This is a genomic window from Luteococcus peritonei (assembly GCF_039526385.1).
GTDB classification, from domain to species: domain Bacteria; phylum Actinomycetota; class Actinomycetes; order Propionibacteriales; family Propionibacteriaceae; genus Luteococcus; species Luteococcus peritonei.
Genome location: NZ_BAAAIX010000004.1, coordinates 61,322 through 76,148 on the forward strand (window position 1 = coordinate 61,322; position 14,827 = coordinate 76,148).

Genomic DNA, 14,827 nt, shown 5'->3' on the forward strand with positions numbered 1-14,827 from the left:
GAGCCGACACTCGTTCACCGCCGCACCGCTGTCAAGCCAGGCCGGCGGCGTGGCCGCCGGGGTGGCAGGGTGGTGCCATGACCCAGGCCCAGCCGAGCAGCCCGCCCTGCCCCCACCCCGCCATCGACCGGGAGGCGGAGGGCTGGGCCAGGACCGTCGTCCACGGCCTGCGCACCCGGTTCCCGTGGGCCTCCGCCCACATGTCCACCGGTCCGGACGACTGCGACGTCACACCCTGGCGGCTGCACCCGGCCTTCCACGGCTGCCTCGACTGGCACTCGTCGGTGCACATGCAGGCCTCAGGCGTGCTGCTCATGGAGCTGTGCCCGCAGGCCGTCTCGCAGCAGACGCGCGACGAGCTGACCGCTGAGCTCGACGCCCGCCTCACGCCCGAGGCATGTGGCGTGGAGGCGCAGTACCTGCGGGCCCATCCCGGTTTCGAACGGCCCTACGGCTGGGGCTGGGCCACGCAACTGGCGGTGGCGGTGCACCGTTCGGGCCACCCCCACGCCCCGGCCTGGGAGCCGGCCGTGATGCTGGTGGCCCAGGCCGCCTTCGACAACCTGCTGGCCTGGCTGCCCAAGCTCACTCGTCCGGTGCGCAACGGGCAGCACGACAACACGGCCTTCGGTGTCGCACTCTGCCTCGAGGCCGCCCGAGAGCTGGGACGGGCCGACGTCGTGGTGGCCGTGGAGCGAGCCGTGCTGCACTGGTACGGCAAGGACACCGACTATCCCTCGCGCTACGAGCCGGGCGGCAACGACTTCCTCTCACCGGCGCTGTGCGAGGCAGCCCTGGTGCAGCAGGTGCTCCGGGCCGAGGACTTCCGGGCCTGGCTGCAGCGCTTCCTGCCCGAGCTCGCGGAGGAGGGCGACGTCCTGCTGGAGACCCCGCAGGTGATCGACACCACCGACGGCAAGCTGGTGCACCTCTACGGCCTGGCACTCGTCCGGGCCTGGATGCTGCGCGAACTGGCCCCGGTGCTCGTCCCGCCGCGTCGGGAGCGGGCGCTGGCCGCTGCCGACCAGCAGGCGGACTGGGCCCGTGAGCAGATCAACCACGGCGACTTCATGAGCACCCACTGGCTGGTCAGCTTCGCCCTGCGGGCAGAACTGGCTCGCCAGTAAGAGCATCCGGATGCCCGAAGCGGCACAATTCCTGCCATGGGCCGGGAACCATCCGCTGCCTGCGGACAGCAACCGGGCATGACGAGCATCCAGGTGCTGCCCCGGCGGCGCACGAGCGGGGGAGTGGCGATGGTGGGTCCCCAGCCGGTCACCGCGGCGAGGCGCAGCAGCGCGGACGACCTGGCCGTTCGGCTGCGCGCCGGGGACGCGGCCGCCATGGCGGACCTCTACGACCGCTTCGGTGACCGGATCTACAACTACTGCTACCGGCGCACCGTCTCGTGGAGCGAGGCCGAGGACCTCACCAGTGAGGTCTTCCTCACCGCCTGGCGGATCCACCACAAGGCGCACGGCAGCCCTGAGGAGCTGCTCTGCTGGCTCTACGCCATCGCCACCAACCTGTTGCGCAACCATGACCGCTCCCGCCGTCGTGGCCATGCGGCCGTGCTGCGCCTTGACCCGCCCGCGGAGGCTGCTCCCGCCGACGAGGTGGTGGAGCGGATGTCTGCCGACGAGCGGGTCCGGGCCGCCCTGGACCGGCTGGCCGACTTCCCGCGCAGTCACCAGGACGTCTTCTGGCTCGTGACCTGGGAAGGGCTGACCTACGAACAGGTTGCCGCCGCCCTCGACTGTCCGGTGGGCACCGTCCGTTCCCGTCTCTCCCGCGTGCGCCAGGCGCTGCGGCTCACCGATGAGGCTGTGCGATGAACCTGTTCACCCCTCCCGAACCTCGCCCGGCACCCGAACGGCTACGCGCCAGGATCCTGGCCGAGGTGGAGCAGGACGTGCTCGACGGCCGCGACGAGGATGACCAGCGGGGCCGGCCACGTCGCTGGCTGGCCCCGGTGGTGGCCGCCGGCCTGCTCGCCGCCCTCGCCGGTGGTGCGGCGGTGATGAACGGCGTCGGGCTGCCAGGGCCGGCGAATGCCCTGAGCGCGACGCCCGAGGAGGGACTGGTGGGCGATGCCCTGGCCTGGTCCTGCCGGGTGCGCCATGAGGAGCAGCTGGGCCTGGCTGCTCAGGGTGTCGTGCTGAGCCCCTCGGGACGCACCGCGCTGGCCTTCAGCAGCGGGGAGCAGTTTCTGCTCTGCTCGGCCAGCGAGCAGGCGGTCGGGACCGGGCGGATGGACGCCGACGGCGTCGCCACCCTGGACACCACCATCGGCGACCACCACCTGCTGGCTGCCGGTGGCCAGGCCGTCGGCGGGGCCGACCGCGGGCGGCTGGGGGAGGACGGCGTGAGGGTGCAGGACGGCTGGTGGGTCGCAGACCGGGTGGTGCCCACCGAGGCGCTGGCCGCCGAGCCGGACGCCCTGGAGGTGGTGCTCGACGGGCCCGACGGTGTCTCCGCTGCCCAGATGCTGATCCCCTGGCCCGGCATCCAACGCTCCTGGGGGCTGACCGGCGGACCCCTGGAGGAGGCCTGCCGTCAGGCGCACCTGCCCGAGGAGGGCAGCCTGTCCGCCAGCCTGGCCAGCCCTGAGGGGCACGGCCTGCTGCAGGTGCTCGCCGACGGCAGCCTGCAGGCCTGCACCGCCGACGGCGAGGCCGCCGTGACCACGGACCCGGTCCCGGCCGGAGCCGTCTCGCAGCCGGTGGTGCTGCGCGCTTCCGGCCGGGCCACCACCACCGTCGTCGCGGGTCGGCTGCCGCAGGGCGTGACCGGGGTGCAGCTGCGCACCCCGCGCGGCGCCCGGCAGGCCACGGTCCGCGACGGGCTGTGGGTGGCGGAGGACCAGGCAAGCCCGGCGCAGCGCGGCCTCGACCCGCAGAAGGTCTGGGTGCAGATGACCGGTTCGCGACCGCAGGGCTTCTGGCTGGACTGGCACACTGCTCCCGGCGACCGCACCTCGGTCTCCTCCCGGCTGCCCGCGCAGTGGACGGGTCAGCAGCTGGCCAGGGCCTGCAGCACGTCGGCGGACCGCCGGGTGGTGGCCGTCTCGGGCCCGGGGCACGTGGTCTGGGTGGAGACCGCTGGCGCGCCGCTGGTCTGCCATGCCGGCGCCGGCTTCTCCTACACCGTCGAGGCGGACACCAGCCGGCAGCGCACCGCCAAGGCCTTCCACGTGGGCAAGAGCTGGCGGGAGAACGGTGCCGGCATGTTCTACGCCGCGGGCCTGCTGCCCGAGGGCGTCAGCCACGTGGTCTTCAACACCCCCGACGGGCCGCTGCCGGCGACGGTGGAGCACGGCCGCTGGATCTACGAGCAGCAGATGGTGCCCTTCCGGGTCTCCGCCGGCCCGGTCTCGGTGACCCTGACTGGTGCCGACGGGAGCCAGACCATCCAGCTGCGCTGAGCTCAGTTCGCGGGCTCTGTGTCTTGGTGGCGCCGCGTAGACTCCGCGGCGTGAAACCCGTCGTGAACGTCCGTGCCGCCACCCGCGCCTGGGAGCCGACGCAGGTGCTGCGCGGGGATCTCGACGACGCCCGCGAGCTGCTGGAGGAGATGGATGCGGTGGTGGCCCTGACCGGGGCCGGGATCTCCACCGATTCCGGGGTGCCGGACTACCGCGGGCCGCAGGCGGTGCGGGCCACCCCGATGATGTACGACGAGTTCGTCTCGCAGCCGCTCAGCCGCCGCCGCTACTGGGCCCGCAACTACCAGGGCTGGGCCCACCTGGGCCAGGCCGACCCCAATGCCGGGCACCGGGCGCTGGCCACCTGGGAGGCCACCGACCTGCCCACCCGGCTGGTGGGGCTGGTGACGCAGAATGTGGACGGTCTGCACGAGGCCGCGGGCAGCAGCCGGCTGGTCACGCTGCACGGCCGCTCCGCCGACGTGGTCTGCCTGTCCTGCGGGCAGCTCACCCGTCGCCTGGACCTGCAGCAGCGGCTGGCCGAGCTGAACCCCGAGGTGCCACTGCGCGAGGACATGGGCCATGCCGAGCTGCGCCCCGATGCCGACGCCGAGGTGGAGGACTGGCGAGACTTCCAGGTGCCCGAGTGCCTGGCCTGCGGCGGGGTGCTGAAGCCCGACGTGGTCTTCTTCGGCGAGCCGGTGCCGCGCTCTCGCGTCGAGCAGGCCTTCGCCTGGTGCGACCAGGCCGACGCACTGCTGGTGGCCGGCTCCTCACTGACCGTGATGAGCGGGCTGCGCTTCGCCCGCCACATGCACAAGCAGGGCAAGTCGGTGGTGGTCATCAACCACGGCGCCACCCGCGCCGACGAGATCGCGACGGTGCGGATCGACGCCAACACCTCCGAGGCGCTGCCCGCGGTCCTGTCGCAGTAGGCCTCGACTCAGTAGGTCTCGGCGCGGCGCCGCACCCACCAGGGCGCCACCACCGTCCCGTCGCGACGCAGCCGCAGCGCCACCCAGGCCGAGACCGCCAGCCAGACCAACACCGAGACCAGCGAGGCCTCCAGGCCGAAGGCGCCGCCGGAGAGCAGCTCGGGGCCCGAGGGGCGGCTCACCACCAGCCCGTCGCCGGCCGGCAGCGCCCCGGACAGGGCCGAGCCCAGCACCGGGTGCAGCAGCGCATTCCAGCCGGCGTGCACCCCGATCACCAGCCACAGGCTGCGTGACCAGGCGTAGAGCAGGCCGAGTGCGACGCCGGCCTCCAGCGCGATCGCCACAGCCCCGGTCATGGTGGCGTCGGGATTGGCCAGGTGGGCCATCCCGAAGACCACCGCGGAGGCCAGCACCGCCCCCCAGGTGCCCAGCCCCAGCTCGACGGTGCGGAAGAGCACCCCGCGGAAGATGATCTCCTCGATGATCCCCACCGCCAGCCCCAGCGCCAGCACCGGGCCCAGCAGCGGGGCGTCGGGTCGGATGCCGAGCACCTGCTGCCAGCCCATCACCCAGCACAGGCCGAAGACCACCAGGCAGACCCCGCCGCCCAGCGCGAAGCCGGCCGCCAGGCCTCCGATCCTGCGCGGTGCCAGCTCGTGCGGCCGCCCTCTGCCCTCCAGGATGGTGCAGACCAGCAGGTAGCCGGCCACCGAGAGCACCACCGGCACCAGCGTGGACAGCCACAGCGGGGTGGACTCCGCGGTGACGAAGTCGTTGGCCGCCTGGAGTCCCAGCAGCAGGATGGCGAAGAAGGCGATCGCCCGCAGCAGTGGAGAGCGCGTCCAGCCCGGCGCCGGCAAGGGCTGGTCGGGGGCCGGGCGCAGCGCGGCGGGCGAGGGATGGCTCATCGCTGCTGCAGCTCGCGCACCAACGTGACCGCCTGGGCCATGCCCATCGGACGGAAGCCCAGTTCCAGGGCGCGGGTGCGCTTCGCGCGCTCCTCGCGCCACAGCTGCAGGCCGCGGCGCACCAGCACCGCCGGCGGCTTGCGGTGCTGCTTCAGGTCGCGGCGCAGCCGGCGAGCGAAGTTGGCATGGCGGGAGCGGTCCAGCCAGAGCGGGGTCACCTCGACACCCTGGTCGCGGCAGGTGGCCAGCAGGTCCGGGGCGAAGATCCCCTCGGCCACGACGACGGGGGAGCCTTCCAGGTCGACGACGTGGCTGCCGGTGGCCCGGTTGAGCTGGATCGAGTAGAGCGGTGCCTCGGTGCGTCCGCAGCGCACCAGGGCGTCGACGGCCCGGGCGGCGGCGCCGGTGTCCCAGGAACGCACGTCGTCCCAGTCGATCCGGCCGTCGACCATCGGCAGGTGCTCGTCGGTGTCGGCGCGGTAGAAGTCGTCGAGACGCAGCTGGGGCGCGCCGGTGGCGCGGGTCAGGCGTGACTTGCCGCTTCCGGAGGGACCCGCCAGCAGGATCACGGTGCGCGGTCGGTCACCGGGCGTGGCGGATGTCATGGCTCTCCTCGGGGTGTGCCCGCACAGCCTACGGCACCGGCCCCGATGGGCCACAACGGCTCACCAGCCGCCGCCACCGCCTCCGCCGAAGCCGCCACCTCCGCCGGAGAAGCCCGACCCGCCACCTCCGCCGGAGCCGGCGGAGGCCGCGGCCGCAGCCGCCTGGGAGGACTGCATCGCCTGGCTCATGGAGTCGCCGATCGAGGACATCGAGCCCCACATGTAGCCATGCGCGAAGCCGACGTCACCGACGTACCAGGTGGGCTGCACGTCGTAGCGCCCCTCGGCCGCGAGCTTCTCGAAGAGCTTGCTCCACCGGTCCGCCACGCCCAGCATGATCGCCCAGGGCAGGTAGCGGCTGAAGATGTCGACGCCCTCCTCGAACTTGAGCTGGTCGGCCTCGGCGGTGCGCAGGTAGAGCTCGAAGCCACGGGCCTGGGCCAGCACGGCCGAGCCGTCGGCGGTGCGGGCGGGCATCAGGGTGGTGCAGGCCAGCATCGCCAGTCCCACCAGGGTGAGCGCGATGCCGGGCAGGGCCAGGTTCAGGGCCATGCCGAGGATGGTCCCCATCACGCCGAGGCCCGCCACCACCAGGCTGATCGCCAGCCAGCCGATCCGCACGCTGCGTGGGTTCTGCCGGAACCAGTGGCGCTCCTTGGTGACCTGGTCGTAGAGCTTCTCGCGGCTCTTGGGGAAGAGCTCGGCGTACTTCGCCTTGCCGAGCTGCTTGGTGGTGACGCTGTCGCCATGGGCGAAGAGCTTGGCCATGGCGAGCTTCTCGTGGCCCAGCAGCGGCACGTTGTCGGTGCCCTTCTCCTGGCGCGTGAAGCGCCACTGCTTGCGGTCCAGCTGCTCGACGGTCAGGTGGCCGCGCACGGCCAGGTCGATGATGGTGGCCACCACGTCGCGGTGGTCCGCCTTCTCGTCGATCAGGGTGCCGACCTCGCCGGGCGTGGTGCCCACCGGTGGGGTGAACTGCACCGCGACATTGGCGCGACGCTCGGCCCGTCCCACCGCAGCGGGAGCGCCCTCGACGGGGGTCAGGCCCGGGGTCAGGCCGGCGTAGGCCTGGTCGCGGCCGTGGCGACGCACCACGCCACCCAGGCCCAGCGCGCCCAGCAGCAGGACCGCGCCGGCGATCCCGCCGTTGACCGGGCTGGGGCTCAGCGCCTTCGCCGGGTTGGGGCGGGGGGTCAGCCGCGGTTCGGCGCCCACCAGGCTGCCCACCGGCATGCCCGCCACCACACGCAGCGGCTGGCCGGTGGGCAGGTAGGGATGGGAGAAGGTGGCCCGGTTCCCGCTGTGGCTGGCGGTGCGGCACTGCTCGTTGAACGAAGGGCCGGTGAAGCAGGCCACCTTGTCCGCAGCACGCGGCAGGGTGAGGTTCACGGTGGCATTGGAGATCGGCACCGTGAAGCCGTCACCGAGGACGGTCCAGTTCACCTCGTCGAGGTGGCTGATCGCATTGTCCGGGTCTGCGACGCCGTGCAGCGTGTAGGTCACGGTGTAGGTCTGCACACCGCTGACGGTGCGGTTCTGCTTGCCGATCCGCAGGCTGAGCACGCCGCCGGACTCCTCGCTCTTGTCGATCCTGGCGGGGGCGCCGGTGGGGCTGCTCACCTCCACGTCGGTGATGTCGATCGCGCGGTAGTGGTCCCGGTCATCGGGGATCGTGTGGCGCGTGACGAAGGTGAGGTAGGGGCCGTGGCCCGGGTCCGCGGCGAAGTCGAAGTCGAAGGTGGTGCTCACCCGCGCCTGGCCGTCCTGGCCGAAGGTGGCATCGGTGGTCCAGCGCGTGATCCGCCAGTCGGGATGCTCGTCGTCGTCATCGGCGTGGGCCGGCAGCGCGGCGACGCCGGACAGTGCCAGGAGCAGTCCGGCCAGCAGACCGACCAGCAGGGAGCGCACGGTTCTCATGCCTCCACGGTACGGCCCCGCGGGGCTCAAACGCCTAGTGCGGCGGCCATTTCGTCTCGGACCACGGTCAGCATCCGGGCGGCCTCGGCGCGAGCCGCCTTCAGGTCCGCGGCGGAGGCCTCGGCATCCACCCGGCACTCCAGGTAGCACTTCAGCTTCGGCTCGGTGCCCGACGGGCGGGCCACGACGTGCACCCGGGCGCCGGTGAGCTCCACGGCATCGGTGGCCGGCAGGTGCCCCGAGGGGGTGGACAGGTCGGTGACGGTGACCGGCTCGCGCAGCAGGGTGGCCGGGGGGTTGGCGCGCAGCCGGGCCATGGCGTCGGCGATCAGCTGCAGGTCCGCGACGCGCACGCTGAGCTGGCTGGTGGCGTGCACGCCGTGGGTGCGGGCGATCTCGTCGAGCCGCTCGGCGATGGTGGAGCCCTGGGCCTTCAGCTCGGCGGCCAGCCGCAGGATGGTGAGGCAGGCGGTGATGCCGTCCTTGTCGGGCACGTGGTGCGAGTCGCAGCAGTAGCCGATCGCCTCCTCGTAGCCGAAGGCCAGGTCGGGCACCCGGCCGATCCACTTGAAGCCGGTCAGTGTGGTGGTGTGGGGCCGTCCGGCGGCCTTGGCCATGGTGCCCAGCAGGGTGGAGGAGACCACGGAATTGGCATAGGTCCCCTCGACGCCGCGACGCAGCGCGTCATCACCCAGCAGCGAGCCCAGCTCGTCGCCGGTCAGCATTCGCCAGCCGGTGCCGGGGAAGGGGGCGGCGATGGCGCAGCGGTCCGCGTCGGGGTCGTTGGCGATCACCAGGTCGACGTCGGTCTGCTCGGCCAGCTCCAGGGCCAGGTCGATGGCGCCAGGCTCCTCGGGGTTGGGGAAGGCGACGGTGGGGAAGGCCGGGTCCGGGTCGTGCTGTTGCGGCACCGGCAGGGCCGGGGTGAAGCCGGCCGCGAGCACGGCCTGCTCCACGACGCGGGCACCGACGCCGTGCATGGCGGTGTAGACCCAGTCCACCTGGCGCGGGGCCTCGGCCGGCACCAGCGATGCGGCCACCTCGACATAGGCGTCCACCAGCTCCTGGCCCACCGGCTGCCAGGCCTCGCTGCGGGGCAGCGCGGCCAGCGGCCTCGCTGCGGCCTCGGCGATCAGGGCCGCGATCTCGGCGTCGGTGGGCGGCACGATCTGCGAGCCGTCGCCCAGGTAGACCTTGTAGCCGTTGTCATTGGGCGGGTTGTGGGAGGCGGTCACCACGATGCCGGCGACGCAGCCCAGGTGGCGGATGCCGAAGGCCACCACCGGGGTGGGCACGTTGTGGTCGGTGAGCAGCGCCTCGAAGCCGGCCCCGGCGAAGATCTCGGCGGTGTCACGGGCGAAGACGTCGGAGTTGTAGCGGGCGTCGTAGCCGATCAGCACCTTGCCGCCCTGGTGGCCCTGGGCGGCGAGCCAGGCGGCGAAGCCGGCGGCGGCCTGGCTCACCACGACGCGGTTCATCCGGCCGGGACCCGCACCCAGCGCGGCGCGCAGACCGGCGGTGCCGAAGGTGAGCGGGCCGGCGAAGGCGGAGCGGATCTCCTCGGTGGCCTCCGCCTCGCCCGCGTCGGAGCGGGCCAGCAGCGCGGTGAGCGCGGCCTGGGTGGCGGTGTCGGGGTCCTCGGCGATCCAGGTGAGCACCTGGCGGCGCAGCTCGGCGTCGATCATGGTCGTCTACTTCCTACAGGCGTTCGAGGAGCTGGGTGAGCAGGGTGGTCAGGCGGGGACCGGCCTCGCGGCCGGCGGCGATCACGTCGGAGTGGTCCAGTGCCTCCTCGGTGACACCGGCGGCGGCATTGGTGACCAAGGAGATGCCCAGCACCTCCAGGCCTGCCTCGCGGGCGGCGATGGTCTCCAGCGTGGTCGACATGCCCACCAGGTCACCGCCCAGGATGCCGGCCATCCGCACCTCGGCGGGGGTCTCGTACTGCGGGCCGCGGAACTGCACGTAGACGCCCTCCGGCATCGGGCCCGCCACCTCCTGGGCCAGGGCGCGCAGCCGGGGGCTGTAGGCGTCGCCCATGTCGATGAAGGTGGCGCCGCGCAGCGGGGTGTCCCCGGTGAGGTTGATGTGGTCGCGGATCAGCACCGGGGTGCCGGGAGCCCAGGCCGGGTCGAGACCGCCGCAGCCATTCGTGAGCACCAGCGTGGTGGCGCCCAGGGCGGCGGCGGTGCGCACGCCGTGCACCACGGGGTCGACGCCGCGACCCTCGTAGTAGTGGGTGCGGCCGGTGAGCACCATGGCCACCTTGCCGTTGGCGGTGCGGGCCAGCCGCAGCGCGCCGCCGTGGCCGGCCACCACGGGCTTGCTGAAGCCGGGCACGGTCTCCAGGGCGACGGTGGCCAGCTCCTCGCCGAGCTGCTCCACGCCCTGGTTCCAGCCCGACCCCAGCACCAGGGCCAGGTCGATCCGCTCGATCCCGGAGGGGGAGAGCAGTTCGGAACGGACGTGGTCCGCGGCCAGCCGGGCCGCCTCGAAGGGGTCGTCGACCTCGAAAGTAGTCACCGTCCCACCATACGGGCAGCGGCCCCGGCCACGCATCAACGGGCTGGGGGAGGGTTGCCTGTGGAAGCTCGGCGCCCGCTTGCGGAGCGCCGCCTGTGGAACCTCGGCGCCCGCTGGCGGGGCGCCGCCTGTGGAACCTCGGCGCCCGCTGGCGGGGCGCCGCCTGTGGAACCTCGGCGCCCGCTGGCGGGGCGCCGCCTGTGGAACAATGACCGCGTGACCAGAGTCGTGATCCTTGGTGGAGGCCCCGGAGGCTACGAAGCTGCCCTTGTGGCGGCCCAGCTGGGAGCGGAGGTGACACTGGTCGAGCGCACCGGCATGGGCGGTGCCGCCGTGCTCACCGACTGCGTGCCGAGCAAGACGCTGATCGCCACCGCCGAGGTGATGACGATGATCGAGAACTCGGCCGAGCTGGGGCTCAAGATCTTCAGCGGCGACGACGAGAACGTCGCCTCCTCGGTGCACGTGGACCTGGCCGCCGTGAACCGTCGCGTGCTCGACCTGGCCGGCGCGCAGTCCGCCTCGATCGCCACCAAACTGCAGACCGCCGGGGTGAGCGTGCTGAACGGCACCGGCCGTCTCGACGGCCCGCAGGCCGTCGTCGTCGAGACCGAGCAGGGCGAGCAGCGGCTGGAGGCCGACATCGTGCTGCTGGCCACCGGCACCGCGCCCCGCGAGCTGGACAGCGCCCGCTGTGACGGCGAGCGGATCCTGAACTGGAAGCAGGTCTACAACCTCACCGAGCTGCCCACGAAGCTGATCGTGGTGGGCTCGGGCGTCACCGGCGCCGAGTTCGCCTCCGCCTACGACGCCCTGGGCGTCGACGTGGTGCTGGTCAGCTCCCGCGACCAGGTGCTGCCCGGGGAGGATCCCGACGCGGCCGCCGTGCTGCAGCAGGTCTTCGAGCGCAAGGGCATGGAGATCCTGTCCCGTTCCCGCGCCACCGCCGCCCGACGTGAGGGCGACGAGGTGGTGGTCAGCCTGGAGGACGGTCGTGAGGTGCGCGGCTCGCACTGCCTGATGGCCGTGGGCTCCGTGCCGAACACCGCCGGCATCGGCCTGGAGGAGGCCGGCGTGCAGCTCGGCAAGGGCGGCCACATCCAGGTGGACCGGGTCTCGCGCACCACCGCCCGCGGCGTCTACGCCGCCGGTGACTGCACCGGTGTCTTCGCGCTGGCCTCGGTGGCCGCCATGCAGGGTCGGATCGCGATGTGGCACTCGCTGGGCGATGCGGTGCAGCCGCTGGAGCTCAGCTCGGTCAGCTCGAACGTCTTCACCGCCCCGGAGATCGCGACGGTGGGCATGACCGCCAAGCAGATCGCCGAGGGTGAGGTGAAGGTGGCCCAGGCGACGCTGCCGCTGGCCGGCAATGCGCGCGCCAAGATGAAGGGCCTGCAGGACGGCTTCGTGAAGCTCTACTGCCTGCCGGTGACCGGCATCATCGTGGGTGGCGTGGTGGTGGCCCCGCAGGCCTCCGAGCTGATCCACTCCATCTCGCTGGCCGTGGCCGAGAAGATCACCGTCGACGACTTCAGCGACGACTTCACCGTCTACCCGTCGATGTCCGGCTCTATCGCGGAGGCCGCCCGGATGCTGCACCTGCACTCCCACCCGGAGAGCGAGCAGGCCTCGAACACCCAGGTCTGAGCCGGGGACCACACGACGAAGCCCCACCGCCTCAGGGCGGTGGGGCTTCGTCGTGAGCGGGTGGCTCAGAAGTCGAAGAGGTCTCCGAAGGCGTCACCGATGCCGTCGCCGATGGACTCGAAGCCCTCGCCGATGCCGCCGAACATGTCGCCCATGCCCTCGCCGAGTTCGCCGAAGCCCTCGCCCATGCCGTCCATCATGTAGGGCAGTCCCGACATGCCGTGGAAGATCATGGAGCCGATGGCGATGTCGCGGATCAGGTTGGAGCCCTGCCAGCCGGTGTAGTAGCCCTGCGCCCACGGGGCGTAGGCGGGGCCACCCTGCCAGTAGGGGACGCGCTGGGCGCCCACCTGCACGGTGCGGATGTAGGGATCGGCGCCGGCCAGGACGCGCTCGGCGTCGGCGGCGCAGGCCGGGATGTCGCGCGGGGCGCCGCCCGGGGGAGTCCACTCCACGTTCTGGGTGGAGGGGCCGTGGGCGGGGTTGAAGAAGCACGGCGGGCGCTTCTGGGGCAGCGGCTCGCCGGCCACGCGGGCGTTCACGCAGGCGATGGCATAGCGGCCGTCCTCGAGGATCTCGGTGACGTGGCGGATCTCGTCGGGCTTGGTGACCGCGTCCAGCGAGCTCTTGGCGTTCTCGTAGGCGTCCAGCGCGCGCTCGTAGTCCTGGCGCATCGCGGTGTCGAGCGGGTGGCCCGCCACCTCGGTGTCGAGGCGCTGCAGCTCCTCACCGAAGCGGGTGACGTCCTCGTCGGCGGCGCGACGGCTGGTGGTCAGGGCGGCTTCCAGCTCGGCGGTCTGCTGCGTCTGGAGGGTGCGCTGGCGGCGCATGCTGCTGAACATGGCGGCGCCGGTGACGACCACCATCAGCAGGATGAGAAGTTCAAAGCCCATGGTCTCCAGTGTGGAGCATGCGAAGAGCGGGCCCAACTCCGTGGGCCCGCTCTCAGCTCATTCCTAACCGGCACCCCGCCTGAGCGGGGCTTCGGCCTGAAAAAATCTCAGCTCACTCGGGATCGACGATCTCGCACAGGACGGCCCCGGCGTTCACCGTGGCACCCGACTCCGCCGCCAGCAACTTGATGACGCCGGAGCGATGGGCGTTGACCGGGTTCTCCATCTTCATGGCCTCCAGGACGACGACGAGCTGGCCCTCCTCCACGGTGGCGCCCTCCTCCACGGCCACCTTCACCACGGTGCCCTGCATCGGGGCGGTCAGCGAGTTGCCCGACGGAGCGGAGGCCTTGGCCCCGCCCCGGTCGCGCTTGCTGGGGCGCTTGGCCTTGCTGCTGGAGGGACGGGCCGAGGTGGCCAGGCCGCCGGGCAGCTTGACCTCCAGACGACGTCCGTTGACCTCCACCACGACGGTCTGCGAGGGCACCGGATCCTCGGCCTCGCCGAGCTCACCGGTGTAGGGGGCCACCTTGAGGTCGGCCTCGGTCTCGATCCAGTTGGTGTAGACGCCGAACTTCCCGTCGGCGGCGGTGAAGGCGGGATCTTCCAGCACGGCGCGGTGGAAGGGGATCACGGTGGGCATGCCCTCCAGCACGATCTCCTTCAGCGCGCGGCGGGCGCGGGTCAGCGCCACGTCGCGGGTGGCGCCGGTCACGATGACCTTGGCCACCAGCGAGTCGAAGGAGCCGGGCACGGTCATGCCGGCGTGGTAGCCCTCGTCGACGCGGACGCCCGGGCCGCCGGGTGCCTGCCACTTGACCAGGGTGCCGGGGGCCGGCATGAAGTTGCGGCCGGCGTCCTCGGCGTTGATGCGGAACTCGATGGAGTGGCCGCGGATCTCCGGGTCGTCGAAGCCGAGCTCCTCGCCGTTGGCGATGCGGAACATCTGCTGCACCAGGTCGAGGTCGGTGACCTCCTCGGAGACGGGGTGCTCAACCTGGAGGCGGGTGTTCACCTCGAGGAAGCTGATCAGGCCGTCCTGGGCCACCAGGAACTCGCAGGTGCCGGCGCCCACGTAGCCGGCCTCCCTGAGGATGGCCTTGGAGGAGGAGTAGAGGCGTTCGAGCTGGTCCTCGCTCAGGAAGGGTGCGGGGGCCTCCTCGACCAGCTTCTGGTGGCGGCGCTGCAGCGAGCAGTCGCGGGTGGAGACCACCACGACGTTGCCGTGCTGGTCCGCCAGGCACTGGGTCTCGACGTGGCGCGGCTTGTCCAGGTAGCGCTCCACGAAGCACTCGCCGCGACCGAAGGCGGTCACGGCCTCACGGGTGGCGGACTCGAAGAGCTCCGGCACCTCCTCCATGGTGCGGGCCACCTTGAGGCCGCGGCCACCGCCGCCGAAGGCCGCCTTGATGGCGATCGGCAGGCCGTGCTCCTCGGCGAAGGCGACCACCTCGTCGGCATTGGCCACCGGGTCCGGGGTGCCGGGAACCAGCGGGGCGCCCACCTTGAGCGCGATGTGGCGGGCCTTGACCTTGTCACCCAGGGCCTCGATGGCGGCGGGCGGCGGGCCGATCCAGATCAGACCGGCGTCGATGACGGCCTGGGCGAAGTCGGCGTTCTCGGCGAGGAAGCCGTAGCCGGGGTGGACGGCATCGGCGCCGGCGGTGCGGGCCACCTCGAGCAGCTTGCCGACGTTGAGGTAGGTCTCGGCGGGGGTGGCGCCGTCGAGGGCGAAGGCCTCGTCGGCCAGCTTGACGAAGAGCGCATCGGCATCGCTGTCTGCGTAGACCGCGACGCTCCCGATGCCGGCATCTGCGGCGGCTCGGATCACGCGAACGGCGATCTCTCCTCGGTTGGCCACCAACACCTTGGTGATCTGGGCCTTGTCTCCCACGGGGTTCCTCCTTGAACGGGCCTTGATGGCTGGAGTCTAGGGGCAAGACGAGGGCCTTGGACACCCTCACGCGCCGGACAA

General features: G+C 72.2%; 12 protein-coding genes. 5 read left to right on the forward strand and 7 right to left on the reverse strand.

Annotated features, from left to right (window positions below; translation table 11 throughout):
* The first annotated feature begins 77 nt into the window (after positions 1 to 77).
* The 4 genes from ABD073_RS01840 (at position 78) to ABD073_RS01855 (ending at position 4,359) form a co-directional block, all read left to right on the forward strand.
* The gene (locus ABD073_RS01840; RefSeq protein WP_343872017.1) at positions 78 to 1,127 is read left to right on the forward strand and encodes a DUF2891 family protein; all 1,050 of its coding nucleotides are present in this window, start codon (positions 78 to 80) and stop codon (positions 1,125 to 1,127) included.
* Positions 1,128 to 1,205: 78 nt separating this feature from the next.
* Positions 1,206 to 1,835, forward strand: coding sequence for an RNA polymerase sigma factor (locus ABD073_RS01845; protein WP_343872018.1), 630 nt, complete (start codon positions 1,206 to 1,208; stop codon positions 1,833 to 1,835).
* Positions 1,832 to 3,424: a hypothetical protein gene (locus tag ABD073_RS01850; RefSeq protein ID WP_343872019.1), complete on the forward strand. Its 1,593-nt coding sequence runs from the start codon at positions 1,832 to 1,834 to the stop codon at positions 3,422 to 3,424. Before ABD073_RS01845 ends, ABD073_RS01850 begins: the two co-directional genes overlap by 4 nt.
* Positions 3,425 to 3,474: 50 nt before the next feature.
* Positions 3,475 to 4,359, forward strand: a complete 885-nt coding sequence (locus ABD073_RS01855; RefSeq protein ID WP_343872020.1) for a Sir2 family NAD-dependent protein deacetylase — start codon at positions 3,475 to 3,477, stop codon at positions 4,357 to 4,359.
* A gap of 8 nt (positions 4,360 to 4,367) precedes the next feature.
* Here the strand turns inward: ABD073_RS01855 and ABD073_RS01860 are convergent, their stop codons facing one another.
* Genes ABD073_RS01860 through ABD073_RS01880 form a run of 5 tightly spaced genes read right to left on the reverse strand, consistent with a single transcriptional unit; the run spans position 4,368 to position 10,312 of the window.
* Entirely contained in the window at positions 4,368 to 5,267 is a 900-nt protein-coding gene (locus ABD073_RS01860; RefSeq protein WP_343872021.1) for a CPBP family intramembrane glutamic endopeptidase, read from the reverse strand.
* Positions 5,264 to 5,872, reverse strand: coding sequence for a uridine kinase family protein (locus ABD073_RS01865; RefSeq protein ID WP_343872022.1), 609 nt, complete (start codon positions 5,870 to 5,872; stop codon positions 5,264 to 5,266). The genes ABD073_RS01860 and ABD073_RS01865 overlap by 4 nt, the downstream gene beginning before the upstream one ends.
* 60 nt (positions 5,873 to 5,932) lie before the next feature.
* A complete protein-coding gene (locus tag ABD073_RS01870) occupies positions 5,933 to 7,789 on the reverse strand; it encodes a DUF2207 domain-containing protein (protein WP_343872023.1) in 1,857 nt (618 codons plus the stop codon).
* A 26-nt stretch (positions 7,790 to 7,815) separates the two neighbouring features.
* Positions 7,816 to 9,474, reverse strand: a complete 1,659-nt coding sequence (locus ABD073_RS01875) for a phospho-sugar mutase (protein WP_343872024.1) — start codon at positions 9,472 to 9,474, stop codon at positions 7,816 to 7,818.
* Between the two features lie 13 nt (positions 9,475 to 9,487).
* A complete protein-coding gene (locus ABD073_RS01880) occupies positions 9,488 to 10,312 on the reverse strand; it encodes a purine-nucleoside phosphorylase (protein WP_343872025.1) in 825 nt (274 codons plus the stop codon).
* A 216-nt stretch (positions 10,313 to 10,528) separates the two neighbouring features.
* On the opposite strand from ABD073_RS01880, the gene ABD073_RS01885 reads away from it, so the two are divergent.
* A complete protein-coding gene (locus ABD073_RS01885) occupies positions 10,529 to 11,959 on the forward strand; it encodes an NAD(P)H-quinone dehydrogenase (RefSeq protein WP_343872026.1) in 1,431 nt (476 codons plus the stop codon).
* A gap of 65 nt (positions 11,960 to 12,024) precedes the next feature.
* Here ABD073_RS01885 and ABD073_RS01890 read toward each other — a convergent pair whose 3' ends face one another.
* Positions 12,025 to 12,852 (reverse strand): hypothetical protein, encoded by an 828-nt coding sequence (locus ABD073_RS01890; protein ID WP_343872027.1) that lies wholly within the window; start codon positions 12,850 to 12,852, stop codon positions 12,025 to 12,027.
* A 112-nt stretch (positions 12,853 to 12,964) separates the two neighbouring features.
* The gene (locus ABD073_RS01895) at positions 12,965 to 14,746 is read right to left on the reverse strand and encodes an acetyl/propionyl/methylcrotonyl-CoA carboxylase subunit alpha (protein ID WP_343872028.1); all 1,782 of its coding nucleotides are present in this window, start codon (positions 14,744 to 14,746) and stop codon (positions 12,965 to 12,967) included.
* Between the last annotated feature and the right edge of the window lie 81 nt (positions 14,747 to 14,827).